Genomic DNA, 16,060 nt, shown 5'->3' on the forward strand with positions numbered 1-16,060 from the left:
TTTTATAGTTTTCATTAAATCAAAAAGAGATGGAATTAATCCATCTCTTTTTTTGGTATTATTGAGTTTTCAAAGTTTTTTAATTCAATTAAATCTTTTTCAGGTAAGTTCCTATTAGTTAAATAAAATAAATTTGAAATTAGTCTATGTAATGTCATATCGTTTATTCTGTTACCTTTTTTTACTAACTTCCACATTGGAGATATTTTATAAACTTTTTCATAAATAGAAGGGTATTCAAAATTTCCTGTAAAAGAAACATCGAAAATTATAGAATTTTCTTTTATTGAGTTTGTTGGTATAATAAATTTTTTCGAAGGAACTGCTGATATAATTATATCTGAGTTTGATACAAAGTTTAAGATATCTTTATAATCAGTATATTTTTGACAAACTCTAACACTTGCATTTTCATTTAAAAACATTAAAGCTAATGATCTTCCAACAGCTAAAGAATCATTAATTATAGTTACTTTTTTCCCATTTAAATTAAACGGATTTTCTTTTACAGTATCAGGATATTTTCCAAAAGTTTTCATATGTGATTCAAAAATTCTATTGTATCTTTTTAAAACATATAAAATACCTTTGGCAGTTGGTGGAATAATTAGTTTTCTTAAGCCATATTCATCTTGAAACTTTTCATGCTGCATTAAGTATCCTAAGTATTTATTATTTAGACCTTCAATATCTTTTTCAAAGGAAACTAAATTCATAAAATGAGTATCTTTTCCAAAATCAATTGGATACAAAGTTATTATTCCATTAATACTTTCATTTTTATTACATGAATTAATGATATCTGTTAATTCGTGACGTGAATATGCATAGAAATTTTCAAAATCAATATTAAATTCTTTACATATATTGTTGATACCTTTAGAATATGATAAACTTCCCAAATCATCTGAAGTAATTATACAAACTATTTTTGGATTTATATTATTGTTTTTATATAATTCAATATTTTTTTTAAAAATAGGTTTATCAAACATATCTATTATTGTTTTTATACTAAATAATTTATTTTGCATTTAGAACACCTTTAATGAATGTGGGATTTTTATTGTAAATTTTGTTCCATATCCTACTTCTGAAACAATATTTAAATCTCCACCCAATAATTTTATAGTTTTCTTTACTATAGCTAATCCAAGTCCACTTCCAGGCTTATCTTTTGAAAGTCTAATAAAAGGTTTAAATATATCTTCTAATTTATCTTTTGGTATTCCTGGTCCTGAATCTTCTACGTGAATTATAAATAATTTTTTGTTTTTATCATAAGATACTTTAACATCAACGTATCCATAATCAGTATATTTTATAGCATTTCCTATGATATTTACTAGAATTTGAGTAAATTTTGTAGTATCTGTTTCAATAAACTCTGGAATATTTGCTTCATACTTTATATTTAATTCTACATCTGGAGAAGTTAATGGTTCAACTATAGAAACAGATTCAAACATTATTTGTTTAAAATTTATTTTTTCAATACTTATTTTATTTTCTCTATTTAGTTTGTTAAAAGTAGAAATATCATTTATTAAAGAATTCATATGTTTTGAAGAAGCGTATATTTTTTTTACATGAATTCTCAATTCTTTTTCTTCTATATCTCTATTTCTAAGTATGTATTCCGCATATCCTAATGCTGAAGTTAATGGTGTCCTTAATTCATGAGTTATAAAACTCCAATAAACACTATTTAATTCATTTGCTTCTCTTTCTTTATCTCTTGAAGCTTTCAAAGTTAAAAAAGTAGATGCAAAATTACTAAAAACTTGTAATATTCTTTTGGATTCTTCTGAAAAGGATTTTATTAAGAAATTATCTATATATATGTGTCCAACTATTTTTTTATGTATTTTTAATGGAACAATTAATGTTGTCACACTTTTAGTAAATTTGTTTGATTTATCTGAATAAAGTTCTTGAGGTTTCATTTTAGCGTTTTCTATATTTTTGACTTCAATTATTTCGTCTTTTTCTAATGTTTTATAAATATAAGATTCTTCAATTGGTATTTCAACTTTTGAAATTGAATCATCATAACAATATCCAACCATTCCTTTATAAAGAGACCCATTTATTTTCCATATTGAACCACATTCTGCTTCCGGAATGCTTTTAATAGCAGCACTAAGAAGTTTTTTAAAAAAATCTTTTTCGCTTTCAGTACCAGTTATAATTGAAGATAATTCTGCCATTTCTTTAAAACTTTTAAAATAAATATCAGAACTCATATTAATAAGGCCCCCTGTTTTCAAAAATTCAATTATATTTTACCACAATTTCTTTATGAATTTTACGCTTTTTTTCGTTTTTTTCAACAAAAATTTTTTTATTTGTATTTGGATCTTTTTCAGTATAATACATTGTTGTTGATTTTGTTGATGGAGTTGGAGTGAAAATTTGTACTTGATTTGGAGTAAATCCAAAACTTTTATTTAATCTTTTTTTTAAGTATTTTTCATCTTCTAAAGTACTTCCTGGATGAGCTGCTATTATGTAAGCCGAAAAAAATTGTTTTTTTCCAGATTCTTTATTTAATTTTTTAAATGTTTCTATAAACTTTTCTGTTATTGAAAAATCCGGTTTATTCATTAAGTTTAAAACTTTTTTTGATGCGTGTTCTGGAGCTATTTTCATTCTTCCAGAAATATGATGATTAATTAATTCTTTTAAAAAATCCATACCATAAATTTTATCTTCAAAAATTAAATCTAACCGGATCCCAGAGGCCACAAAAATTTTTTTTATTCCTTTAATTTTTCTGGCTTTTTTTAATAATTCAATATACTTTGAATGATTAGGTTTTAATAGATTACAAGTTTTAATCCCTATACATCTTTTATTTTTACAAGCTCCATGTTCAATTTTTTTTGAACAATCATGTCCATACATATTTGCAGTTGGACCACCTATATCTGAAATAATACCATTAAAAGAAGAATCAGCTGTCATTTTTTTTATTTCATTTAAAATAGATTCAATGCTTCTACTCTGTATAGTTCTTCCTTGATGAAGCGTTATAGCACAAAAACTACATTCTCCATAACAACCTCTGTGAGAAGTTATAGATGTTTTAACAGTATCCAAGGCTTTAACATAACCCATTTTTTTATAGTATGGATGAACTTTTTTTGTATAAGGCAAATCATAAATCATATCCATTTCTTTAGTTGTTAAATATTTTTGTGGTGGATTTTGTATAACAAATCTATTATCATGTTTTTGTATTAATCCATCAGAGTTAAGAGGATCATTTTCATTTTGAAAAATTTTAAACATTTCCATATACTTTTCTTTAGAATTTGAAACTTCTTCAAAAGAAGGTAATGATTTATATTTAAAGTTATTTTTAGGTAACTTTGATTTCCAAAAAACTACACCACGTAATTTTTTGCAATCATCTATGTTTCCTCCATTTTTGAAAATATCAGCTACTTGTAATATAGTTTTTTCTCCCATACCATAAACTAAAAGATCTGCTTTTGAATCTAAAAGAAATGATTTTTTTACTTTATTTTGCCACCAGTCATAATGAGAAATTCTTCTTAAACTTGCTTCTATTCCACCTAGAATAACAGGTATTCCTTTGAAATTTTGTTTTATTAAATTAGAATAAACTATAGTTGCTCTATCTGGTCTTTTACCAAAATCAGCATTTGGAGTATACTCATCAGTTTTTCTTTTTCTCCTTGAAGCAGTATAGTTAGCAACCATTGAATCCATATTTCCTGAAGTAACACCAAAAAAATACTTAGGTTCCCCAAGTCTAGTTATATCTTTTGATGTTTTCCAATCTGGTTGACAAATAATTCCTACTTTTAAATTAGCAATATCTTTTAAAACACGAGCTATTATAGCAGTTCCAAAGGAAGGATGATCTACAAAAGCATCGCCACTAACTAAAATCACGTCTAATTGTTTAATTCCTAATTTATTCATTTCTTCACGTGTTGTCGGTATATCAAACATCTTATAACTCCTTTAGTTTTTTCTTTTATTATACATTAAAAAAGTTATTTGTTCATTAAGAAATTAATTAGTTTAATGTTTAAATTAGTTTAAACCAATGGATCTAATATTATTAATTTTTATTTAATAAAAAACCTATGGTATAATAAAAATTAGAGGTGATAAAAATGAAAAAACTACCAATAGGAGTACAAGACTACAAAGAATTAATAACAGATTATATATACATAGATAAAACAAAATATTTACATGAATTAATAACAAGTGGAAAATTTTATTTTTTATCTCGTCCAAGAAGATTTGGAAAGAGTTTAACGATATCAACGCTGTATTATTTGTTTAAAGGAGAAAAAGACTTATTTAAAGGAACATACATATACGACAAATGGGAGTTCAAAGAGTATCCAGTAATAAGGATAAGTTTATTGGATACAACAAATGATACAGAAGAAGAATTAAAAGATGGATTATTAAGAATAATAAAAAGAGAAGCAAAAAAATATGGAATAAATATAGAGAGCGACCATTATAAATATGCTTTTGATGAATTAATATTTGAACTATCAAGAAAAGAAAGAGTAGTAATATTAGTAGATGAATATGAAAAACCAATATTAGACAATATAAACAACAAAGAAAAAGCAGAAAGATATAGAGAAATATTGAGGAATTTTTATGTTAGTATAAAATCAAATGATGAATACATAAAGTTTGTATTCATGACAGGAATAACAAAGTTCACAAAAACAGGAGTATTTTCAGCATTGAACAACTTAAATGATATATCGTTGAATAAAAAATACGCACAGATGTTGGGGTACACACAAGAAGAGTTGGAAAGTAACTTTAAAGAGCATATAAAAGAAACAGCAATTGAAATGAAGATGGAAGAAAAAGAATTATTAAAAAACTTAAAGATGTACTACAATGGATTTTCATTTGATGGAGAGAATTCTGTATACAATCCATTTTCAATATTAAGATTTTTTAATGAAAGAAAGTTTCAAAACTATTGGTTTGAAAGTGGATCGCCATCATTTTTATATGAATACATAAAAGGAAAGAAGATAAGATACGAAGACTTAGTGAAGTATCCAGTGAGTGAATTAGACTTTTCAACCCGAGAAATAGAAGAAGCAAATGCAAGCATATTCTTTACACAAGCAGGATACTTGACCTTTAAAGGAATAAAAAGATTAGGATTGAGGGAAAAGTATATATTAGACTATCCAAACATAGAAGTAAAGAACAGCTTTTCAAAGATAATATTAGAAGCAAACTATGGAATAAGAGAAACAGAACAAATAGAAACCACAATATATGAAAGAATATATGAAAAAGACATAGAAGGAATAATAAAAGAAATAAAAAGAATAATAAGTGCAATACCATACAACTTGCACAAAAAAGAAGAAAGCTACTATCACTCATTGATATACACAATACTTGCATCAGCGGGACTGAACGTAACAGCAGAAGAATTAACGAACTTAGGAAGAAGCGATATAGTAATAGAGGAAGACACTATATACATAATGGAAATAAAGATAGACAAAAGTGCAGAAAAAGCTTTAAATCAAATAAAAGAAATGAAGTACTATGAAAAGTACAAAGAGAAAGAAATTTACATAATAGGAATAAACATAAACTCAGAAAAAAGAAACATAGACGAATACAAAATAGAAAAAATATAATCCCAGCGGGTGCTGGGATTATATTTTTATAAAAACTCATATTTTCTAAAAAACGTATTTCGTTCATGAAAAAATATTAAAAATTTAAAACTCACTATACTTGGAACTAATAACGCTCAAACAGTTGAATTTTCTTAACATATTTCCCCATTCTCTCGATGGTTTTTATAACGAAAATTCTCACAAGGCTCACTTATTCATTTTTTTCACTATTTCCTTTTAAATTTAAATATTTTTGTAATATTCACGCATTTTGTGAGTAAAAAAAATATATAAAATTAAAAATTTTAATAAAATACAATAGATTAAAGATAAAATCAAAGTAAAAAAACACTCAAATTTTTGATATTAATATTTCATCAATAATAAAAAATCAAATCAGAATATTTATAAAAAATAAATTTTTGATAGAATTTCACAAACTTTTATAATGAAAATTATTAATAATAACATTATAAAAAATATAAAATCTAAATTCACAAAGATTAACAGTTAATATGAAATTAATAACATAAAAAAATAAAATAAATGATATAAATTAATCAAAATTATATTATATTCAGGTAAAAATATTAATTAGTACACTAAAAATAGTTGATTTTTTTTTTTTTTTTGCTATAATATTTATGTAATTAAAGAGAATTGATTAATTAATTGATTAAATTAAAATAAAAATTATAATATTAAAATATTTGTGCGCACAAATAAAAATACAAATTAGAGGAGGAACAAAAGTGAAAAAGAGTTTTGTAGTACTTATGTTAGTTTTAATGACGTTTTCTGTTTTTGCCGTATCACCTAAAAGAGATCAAAGTATTCATGCTTCAAACCCAGTTATAAATAGTGGTTTATTTAATGAAAAATTAAATACTCCCAAAATGCCTACAAATATTATTGTAAATTCTTTAGAAAAAAACTCAATTAATAAAGTAGGAGAAATAGGTCAAACAACAGGTATGGGAAGATTGATGGTAGTAGCTTGGAGAATAGGTAAAAAAGGAGTTGTTGGAACAGTAAAATAGGTTTGGAAAAATGGTAAAAAAATAAAAGAATTAGTTAAGGAAGTTGTAGATGTAATTGATTATGGGGTTAAAACAGTTAGAAGTTTATCAGAAGCTCGTCAAATTGCTGAAAGTTCTGCTAATAGTAAGCTTCAATCATATGGAAAAGTATATAGTTCACATACAACATATTATAGTTCAAGTGTTCGTCAATATTTAACTCAAAAAGTTATTGCTCAACCAAATAAATAATACTTTTAAGAGACACAACTTGTGTCTCTTATTAATATAAATGAATAAAAATGGAGGAGTAAAATAAAAATGAATGTGAGAAAGTTTGAAAATATTAAAGCTCGAGAGTTTTTATCAATGTATATAGTAACAACTGGTTTGAATCATTTATATTTTTATAGGAAAAGTTTGAAAGAAGAAATTTTTTTCCTGATAATTTCTCAAATGTTAATTTTAATGTGGTTTCTTTATAAAATTAAGAAAAATAAAATTTATATAAAAAATTTTTTTAAAACAAATGGTAAAAAGTATAAAAAAAAAGATACAATAAAGTTTGTTACAGCAACTTCATTTATTTGGATAGTATACCTTACTGTGTTTATGTTGATAGCCCTAATGTATATTATGATAACAGGGAATGATATACATTTTCCAAATGACATACACTTTACAAATAAAGTTGAACCTAATATTTTAAATAGTGGTCTCTTAAATTTAATATATACAATTGCTCAATCCTTAATTATATCCCCTATATTGGAAGAGTTTATATTTAGAGGAATAATGATAAATCGATTTTCATTAAAGTGGAATGTAAAAAAAGCTGTAATTATTTCATCGATTATATTTGGATTAATACATGTAAATAAGATTAATATTATTACTGCTACTATATATGGGCTAATTATTGGAATAGTGTATGTTAATACAAAGAGTCTTAAACTACCAATGTTAATTCATTTTTTTGTTAATTTTATTACACTTATTATTGATTTTATACCAGATGATACATCAATTGAGGATATAACTATTTTTAAAAGTGATATAATATTTATACTTTTAATTGTTGTTCCAATAAGCATTTATATTTTAAAAACAATAATAAAGTTTTTAAAGAATAATTCTTTATCAAAAGTAAAAAATGTACCTCTTGAAATGGAAGAATTTGATTATGAATTAAATCAATAAGAAGGATAAAAAATAGTAGTTGAAAAAAAGGAATCTCCCGGTAAAATAAAAGTGTAGAGAGAAAACTAAAAATATTAAAAAAAGAAAAAGTCTCTTACAATGATTTTTTATTAATTTCTTAGGTATTGGAGCTTTTTGAATGTGTAAATCATTAAAATAGTATCAAATTTATTTATTTCAAAAATGATATATATCTTTCTAAAATTTCTACATTTACATTAAAAAAACTTATTTGTTAACCTTGTATGGTAAAATAACAAAAACTAACGAAATTGGAGGGATTATTATGAGATTTTCAAAGCTCTACGCACCAACCCTCAAAGAAGTACCTTCAGATGCAGATATAAAAAGCATGGAACTTCTTATTAGGGGAGGATTTATTAGAAAAGTAGCTTCAGGAGTATATTCTTATCTTCCTCTTGGATGGAAAGTAATAAGAAAAATAGAAAATATAGTTAGAGAAGAAGTTAATGCAATAGGTGCACAAGAAATGTTAATGCCTGTTGTTCAACCAGCTGAACTTTGGAAACAAACTGGTAGATGGGATGATTATGGACCAGAAATGATGAAATTAACAGATAGACACAATAGAAGTTTTACACTTGGTCCAACACATGAAGAAATGATAACACACATAGTAAAGAATGAACTCATTTCTTATAAACAACTTCCTACTACTTTGTATCAAATAGCAACAAAGTATAGAGATGAAATAAGACCAAGATTTGGTGTTTTAAGAGCAAGAGAATTTATTATGAAAGATGCTTATTCATTTCATACAAGCGAAGAATCTTTAGATGAAACTTACAATGATTTTTATAAAGCATATGAAAAAATTTTAAATAGAATGGATGTTGAATTTGTTGCAGTTGAAGCTGATACAGGGGCAATTGGAGGTAGTAATTCTCATGAATTTCAAGTTTTAGCAGAATCTGGGGAAAGTACTATCTTTTATTGTTCAGAATGTGGATATTATGCAACAGATGAAAAAGCAGAGTCTGGAACAAAGTTTGAAAAAACAATTGAAGAAATGAAAGATTTAAAGATTGTAGACACACCAAATCAAAAAACAATTGAAGAAATTTCAAAGTTTTTAAATACAACTCCTCAAAATACAATAAAATCTATTTTATTAAAAGGTAAAGAAGGTTGGGTTCTTGCTCTAATAAGAGGTGACTATGAAATAAATTTATCAAAAATAAGAACCGTTGCAAATGATCAAACATTAGATTTAGGAGAACCAGGAGAAATTTGGAATAAATTTAATGTTGAGATAGGCTTTATTGGTCCTATTGGCATAAAAGATGTAAAAATAATTGCAGATTACAGTATAAAAACCATAAACAATGGAGTAACAGGAGCACTTGAACAAGATAAACATTATATAAATGTTAATGAAGGAAGAGATTTTAATGTTGATATTTATTCAGATATTAGAATAATATCTGAAAATGAACCTTGTCCAAAGTGTGGTGCTTCATTAAAGTCTAAAAAAGGTATAGAAGTTGGACAAGTTTTTAAACTTGGAACTAAATACTCTGAAAAGATGAATGGAGTATATGCTGATGAAAATGGAAGACCAAAACCATACATAATGGGATGTTATGGTTGGGGAATTTCAAGAACCCTTGGTGCAATAGTTGAACAACTGCATGATGAAAATGGAATAAAATGGCCAAAGGCTATTGCACCATTTGAAGTAATAGTTATAAATGCAGCAAAAACTCCTGAAGCTTTACAAAAGTCCGAAGAAATTTACAATGAACTGTTAAAAAAAGGATATGATGCTGCACTTGATGATAGAAAAGTATCTCCAGGTTTTAAATTTAAGGATAGCGATTTAATGGGAATTCCTTTAAAAATTGTTGTTGGTCGTTCTTTTAAAGAAGGAAACGTTGAATTAAAATTAAGAAATGAAAAAGATGGAGAAATATTAAAAGCTGATACAGAAAGTATTTTAGAAAAGGTTGAAGAAAAATTAAACAATTATAAACCAATAAAAAAATAATCCCGTTAGGGATTATTTTTTTATTTCAGAGAGGTTTTTGGGTTATTTGTTGTTTTGTTGTCAAGATAATTATACTTTATTATTTTTTTGTATTAGTATGAATAAAGTACAAAAAATATGTTACTTTAGTAACTATTATTAAACTCCTTTTGCTATAAATTCAAATTGTGACATATACAAATTATAATAATAACCTCTTTTTTCAATTAATTCATCGTGTGTTCCGGATTCAACTATCTTTCCTTTATCTATATACATTATTCTATCAGCATCTCTAATTGTTGAAAGTCTATGAGCAATTACAAATGATGTTCTGTTTTTTAAAAGTTTCTTTATACCTTCTTGTACCAATTTTTCTGTATGTGTATCTATATTTGATGTTGCTTCATCAAGTATTAATATTTTTGGATCTGCAAGTAAAGCTCTTGCAAGAGATATTAATTGCCTTTGTCCAACAGAAAGTCTGGTACCTCTTTCATTTACATTTGTATCATATCCTTTTTCTAAACTCATTATGTAATCATGAATACCTACAATTTTTGCAACCTTAATAATTTCTTCATCAGTTGCGTTAAGTTTTCCATATTTTATATTTTCTTTTATACTTTCAGAAAACAAAAAAGTGTCTTGAAGCATTATTCCCATTTGAGATCTAAAAGATTCCAATTCAACAGTTTTTATATCTACTCCATCAACTAAAATTTTTCCAGAAGTTACATCATAAAATCTTGATAAAAGATTTATGATAGTTGTTTTTCCTGCGCCAGTTGGTCCAACAAGTGCTATTACTTCACCAGCATTAACTTTAAAATTGACTTTATGGAGAACTGGTATACCTGTTTCGTATTCAAAAGATACATTTTTAAATTCAACTTCTCCATTTATTTTTTTCATCTTATTTGTAGAATAATCTTTTATATTAGGTTCTATTTCTAGTATTTCAAATATTCTATCTGCTGCAGAAAAACTGGTAACTAATGTGTTATAAAAGTTTGCTATATTCATTATTGGACGCCAAAACATACTTATATACCATGTAAAAGCAACTAAAGTACCTATTGTTATACTTTTTTCATCTATCATTTTAACACTATAAAAATACACTATTACCATTCCAAGTCCCCATGAAAGTTGTACCATTCCCCAAAATAAGTCTTGAAGTTTAACAGCTTTTATAAAAGAATTTGTCATTTCATCAACAAAGTTATTGTAAGAATTTATTGCCTTTTCTTCGGCAACAAATGATTGGACTACTCTTATTCCAGAAAAATTTTCATGTGTATAAGCATTTAAATTAGATTTTTTCTTTCTAAATAAGTCCCACCTTTTTCTACTCAAAATTTCTATAGTAAAAAGTCCAATGAATAAAAGCGGTAATATAGATATACTAACGAGTGCCAATTTAAAGTTCATTGAAAACATTATTATAGTTACAAATACAATTCTTAATATTTCTGGTATAAATTGTTTTACAGAGTTTGAAAAGAATTGCTCTAATGATTTTACATCGCCTATTACTCTTGCAAGTATCTTACCTACAGGTCTGTCATCAAAAAATGAAAAAGAAAGTTTTTGAATATGTGAGTACAATTCTCTTCTTATGTTTACAACTATTCTATTTGTCATTTTTCCCATCATAGTTACTCTTAATTTTGAAATGATTAAGGCAAAAAAATTTAATCCTATCATTATCATTCCTATTTTTAATAATCCATATATGTCATTGGCTTTTATATACTTGTCAATAGCAACTTTTAATAAGTATGGATTTAATAAGTTTATTGCCATTACAAATATCATAAATACTGTTATTGTAAATACTGATAATTTAAATGGTTTCATATAATTTGCTAATCTCATTATTATTTCAAATTTTGATCTATGTTTTAAAAATTCATCTTGTTTTATTGCATTTTTTGCCATTATAACACTTCCTTTATTTCTTTAAAATCTTTGAACTGTTGTTCATAAATTTCATAATATTTTCCTTTTTTTTGTAATAATTCATCATGTGTTCCTCTTTCTACTATTTCACCATTTTCTATAAAAATAATTTCATCAGCATTTTTAACAGCAGAAATTCTATGCCCTATGATGAATGTTGTAACTTTATTTGGAAGTTTCTTTAAGTTTTTCAAAAGTTCAAATTCTGTATCCATATCCAATGCAGAAGTTGCATCATCAAGAATGAGTACTTTAGAATTTTTATTGAATGCTCTGGCTATTGTAAGTCTTTGTTTTTGTCCTCCAGATAATCCTATACCTCTTTCACCAATTATAGTATTTTCTTTTTCTTTTAAATTGTATACAAAGTTAGAACAAGATAGTTTAATTGCTTCATTTATACTTTCATTTTTATTTACAAACTTTATATTTTCTTTTACACTTTCAGAAAACAAAAAATTATCTTGAAATACATTTGCTATGTTCTTTCTTAAAATATTTAATGGAATATCTTTTACATTATAACCATCGAAAGTAATTTCACCTTCTGATACTTCATAAAATCTACTTATTAAATTGATCAGAGTAGTTTTTCCAGAACCAGTTGGGCCCATTATTGCAATAGTATTACCTGGTTTGGCTTCTAAATTTATATTTTTCAAGATATACTCATCTTCGTATTTAAAACTAACATTTTTAAATATTACATGACCTTTAAAAGTTTCTTTATTTAGATTATTTGTTTCTTTATTTAAAAAAATTTCTGGTTTTGTATCAAAAATTTTATTTATTTTTTTTGCAGAAGCTTTACTTTCAGAAAACATATTAAAAAGCCACCCAATTTCTCGCATAGGCCATATTAGCATCCAAATATATTGAGAAAAGCTTATTAATGTACCAATAGATAATTTTTCTCCAATAACCATCATTCCACCAAAAACAACGACTAAAACTACTGATAAATCACTTAAAAATTCTATTAGTGGAAAGTATCTTCCCCATATCCTCAACTTTTCAACATTCAAATCATAATTTTTTTCATTCATAGTTAAAAACTTTTTTATTTCGTATTTTTCTCTTGTAAAAGCTTTTACTAATCTTACTCCTGAAATATTTTCTTGAGCGGTTGTATTTATTTCAGCATTTTGATCACTGATTTTTTCAAATGCTTCTCCAATTTTTTTTTCAAATTCAAAGGCTAAATAAGCTATTAGTGGAGTAGTCAATAAACTAATTAATGCTAATTTCCAATTTAAAAAAAAGATTATAGAAGATGCTGTTATAAAATACAATATATTTTCTATTAATAATCCCATACCAAAACCAACTAATGACCAAATGTTATCAATATCATTACCTATTCTTGACATTAGTTCTCCAGTATTCATTTTATCAAAAAATCCAAAATGTAAACTTTGTATATGTTTAAACAAATCTTTTCTTATATTTCCTTGAACCTTTCCACCAATATAATCAAAGGTAAACTCTCTTAAATATCCGAGCAAAGCTCTACTCAAGGAAATACCTGCTATACCTAATAAAACTGTTTTTAATAAATTACGTTTATTTCCAATTAAAACATCATCTACCATTATTTTCATTAAATATGGATTAATCATATCAAGAATTATTCCTGCAATCATACAGAAGAAAGCAAAAAAAATCAATAATTTATATTTTTTTAAATATTTAAAAATTTTTTTCATTTTTTATCACCGTATCCTTTTTATTTTTAGTATTATCAATAATGTCAACATCAAATTCTTTAGTAAAAATATCAATAACTTCAAAAACATCTTTTTTCATAAAAATCACTCCTACCACAAAATTAACCTAAAAACTATTAAGATCAACAATTTTGACTTTAAATTCATCAAGTATAATTTGAGAAATACAAAATCTTTTTTCTTTTCTTAAACCTTTTTCAATTGTTCTTTTTAACATAGTCATCCCTCCCTAATGTTTTTACTTGAATAATGTTTATAAATAAAAAAATGAGCCTAAATAGGCCCATTTATACAAACAAATACCTATATTTTTGTTTGTAAAATTAAAGGGCCATAGCTGGATAGCTATAGCCCGATTGTATTTTACAGTTAAATCTTTATAGACAAATACTTCGAGGTAAAGCTATCCCATGAGTTACTTTGACTAAATAATCTTAAATTCATAACTTTACCTCCTTTTTATTTTTTTGCTTTATGCTTATTCATGTGTAATAATACACATTTTTTATTACAAAATTATTTCGTCAAAAATATTTTAATGTTAATAAATTCATACTTTATATTTTTTTTATAACAAAATATATTTAATTAAACTTTTTATTATAATAAAAAAATACAACCTTTAATAAATTTATTCATTAAAGGTTGTGTAAGTTTCTAAAATATTTTTAAATTCTTCATAATTTGTATTTAATTTACTACTTTCATAAAAAAGTAAGTCAAATTTGTCAGCAACACTTATAATCATACTTTCATATGGATAATTATTTTTTCCATAGTTCCAATTTTCATGATGAAATCTTATTATATTTGAATATTCCTTAAAAAAATTAATGTCTTTCAATAATAAATATGCTATTTCAACATGTTTAGAATTTTTTTCAAAAATAAAGTTAAAAATTTGCTTAGCATCATAGTTAGATATTATACCTATATCATGTATAAGAGAAGAAATAATTAATTTTTTTAAGCCTTTTTTATTCATATTTAATTTTTTACCAATTAAATAAGATAAAAAAGAGACTCTTTTCATATGACCATTTAATAGTGGAGAAGTTTTTTCAGAACATTCAGATATTGATGAAATAAATTCATTCATATTAAAACTTATTGTATATTCCATTTTATTCATCTCCAAAGAATGGGGTTAAAAATAAAAAATTTAAAATAAGTTGCTTTATATATCAATTATATCATTTTTTTATAAAAATTTTAATATTTTTACTCTTAAAATTAAATAAAAAGTAGACACAATTAGCCCAATTAATGAAATAATAATTCCTATTTTCATAAAATCAAAAAATTTAATTTTTCTTTTAAAATTTGTTTCTATTATTCCCACAATTACCATGTTAGAGGCAGCACCACTTATAGTTCCATTTCCACCTAAACTTGCTCCAAGTGCCAATGCCCACCACAATTCATTTCCATATGGATTAATCAATATTAATTTTTGAATTATTGGTATAAATATTGTAACAACAGGTACTGCACCTATAAAAGCTGCAAGTATTCCAGATATCCATAAGACCAAAATTAAAGTTATTAATGGATGATTTGAAAATGATGAAATTATTCTTGTAATATCTGTTATTACATTTGTATCTTCTAAAGCTTTTACTATTGTAAATAATCCAACAAAGAAAAATAATGTATTCCATTCTACATCTCCAGCAATTTCTTCAAAATTTTTCTTTGATACTAAAAGCATAACAGCTCCTCCAGTTAAGGCTATTAAAGAAGCTTCATAGTCTAAATATTCGTGAATTATAAAACCAAAGATTACCATAGAAAAGATTAATAATCCTTTATATAACAGTTTTTTATCTGTTATAGCTTTTGATGGTTCTATTTGAAGTAATTTCTCAAATTTTTCTGGTGTTGCATTTTTTAATTCTTTATATTTGAATAAAAAAAACAGTAAAGTTAATGAAAATATTAATAGTGTAGGCAGTATCATAACACTTAAAAATTCAATAAAGCCTTTATTTGAAGCACTTGCAACAAGTATGTTTGGAGGGTCACCTATCATTGTAGCTGTTCCACCAATGTTTGCTGCGAATATCATAGGAAATAAAAAATATTCTGGTTTTATTTCTGCTTCTTGACATATAAGTAAGATTACGGGTGAGAATAAAAGAAGTGTCGTAACATTATCTAACATACTTGATAAAACTGCTACTGCAATTAAGGTTAATATAAAAATAGAAATAACATTACCCTTTGATTTTTTTACAATATAACCAGCTATTGCTTGAAAAACTCCAGTTGTTTTTAATATTCCAACAACAATCATCATTCCAAGTAATATTCCCAAAGTATTAAAGTCTATAAAATCTCCAATTTTGGAAACTTTTATATTCTTAGAAACTTTTACGAGTGCGGCAAGTAGCCCCATAGAAAAAGCTACTACTGATTTGTTTGTTTTACCAAAAATTATCAAATAATAAGTAACAAAAAAAATCCCAATAATTAAAATTTTTGATATTGATAAATCCACTG

At 25.1% G+C, this 16,060-nt stretch carries 11 protein-coding genes; 4 read left to right on the forward strand and 7 right to left on the reverse strand.

All coding sequences use genetic code 11. The features are described from left to right. Positions 1–35 precede the first annotated feature (35 nt). From IGS63_RS10415 to IGS63_RS10425, 3 genes are read right to left on the reverse strand one after another with little or no spacing between them, the layout of a single operon-like run. Entirely contained in the window at positions 36–1,034 is a 999-nt protein-coding gene (locus tag IGS63_RS10415) for a bifunctional 5,10-methylenetetrahydrofolate dehydrogenase/5,10-methenyltetrahydrofolate cyclohydrolase (protein WP_190614773.1), read from the reverse strand. Beyond that, entirely contained in the window at positions 1,035–2,246 is a 1,212-nt protein-coding gene (locus IGS63_RS10420; protein WP_232521230.1) for a GAF domain-containing sensor histidine kinase, read from the reverse strand. It abuts the gene before it with no gap. Between the two features lie 28 nt (positions 2,247–2,274). Then, complete coding sequence (locus IGS63_RS10425; protein ID WP_190614775.1) at positions 2,275–3,984, reverse strand: YgiQ family radical SAM protein; 1,710 nt, start codon at positions 3,982–3,984, stop codon at positions 2,275–2,277. 167 nt (positions 3,985–4,151) lie between these two features. Between IGS63_RS10425 and IGS63_RS10430 the strand changes: the two genes are divergently transcribed. The 4 genes from IGS63_RS10430 (at position 4,152) to IGS63_RS10445 (ending at position 9,887) form a co-directional block, all read left to right on the forward strand. After that, positions 4,152–5,678: an ATP-binding protein gene (locus tag IGS63_RS10430; protein WP_190614777.1), complete on the forward strand. Its 1,527-nt coding sequence runs from the start codon at positions 4,152–4,154 to the stop codon at positions 5,676–5,678. Positions 5,679–6,412: 734 nt separating this feature from the next. Continuing rightward, positions 6,413–6,700: a hypothetical protein gene (locus IGS63_RS10435; protein ID WP_190614779.1), complete on the forward strand. Its 288-nt coding sequence runs from the start codon at positions 6,413–6,415 to the stop codon at positions 6,698–6,700. A 300-nt stretch (positions 6,701–7,000) separates the two neighbouring features. After that, positions 7,001–7,879 (forward strand): CPBP family intramembrane glutamic endopeptidase, encoded by an 879-nt coding sequence (locus IGS63_RS10440; RefSeq protein ID WP_190614780.1) that lies wholly within the window; start codon positions 7,001–7,003, stop codon positions 7,877–7,879. A gap of 286 nt (positions 7,880–8,165) precedes the next feature. Next, the gene (locus IGS63_RS10445) at positions 8,166–9,887 is read left to right on the forward strand and encodes a proline--tRNA ligase (protein WP_190614782.1); all 1,722 of its coding nucleotides are present in this window, start codon (positions 8,166–8,168) and stop codon (positions 9,885–9,887) included. Positions 9,888–10,025: 138 nt separating this feature from the next. Here the strand turns inward: IGS63_RS10445 and IGS63_RS10450 are convergent, their stop codons facing one another. The 4 genes from IGS63_RS10450 to IGS63_RS10465 form a co-directional block, all read right to left on the reverse strand. Continuing rightward, positions 10,026–11,810 (reverse strand): ABC transporter ATP-binding protein, encoded by a 1,785-nt coding sequence (locus IGS63_RS10450; RefSeq protein WP_190614784.1) that lies wholly within the window; start codon positions 11,808–11,810, stop codon positions 10,026–10,028. Then, complete coding sequence (locus tag IGS63_RS10455; protein WP_190614785.1) at positions 11,810–13,537, reverse strand: ABC transporter ATP-binding protein; 1,728 nt, start codon at positions 13,535–13,537, stop codon at positions 11,810–11,812. The genes IGS63_RS10450 and IGS63_RS10455 overlap by 1 nt, the downstream gene beginning before the upstream one ends. Before the next feature lie 652 nt (positions 13,538–14,189). Next, positions 14,190–14,681, reverse strand: coding sequence for an HD-GYP domain-containing protein (locus IGS63_RS10460; protein WP_190614786.1), 492 nt, complete (start codon positions 14,679–14,681; stop codon positions 14,190–14,192). Between the two features lie 78 nt (positions 14,682–14,759). Further along, the gene (locus IGS63_RS10465) at positions 14,760–16,058 is read right to left on the reverse strand and encodes an ArsB/NhaD family transporter (protein ID WP_232521232.1); all 1,299 of its coding nucleotides are present in this window, start codon (positions 16,056–16,058) and stop codon (positions 14,760–14,762) included. Between the last annotated feature and the right edge of the window lie 2 nt (positions 16,059–16,060).

The organism is Tepiditoga spiralis (assembly GCF_014701195.1).
GTDB lineage: Bacteria > Thermotogota > Thermotogae > Petrotogales > Petrotogaceae > Tepiditoga > Tepiditoga spiralis.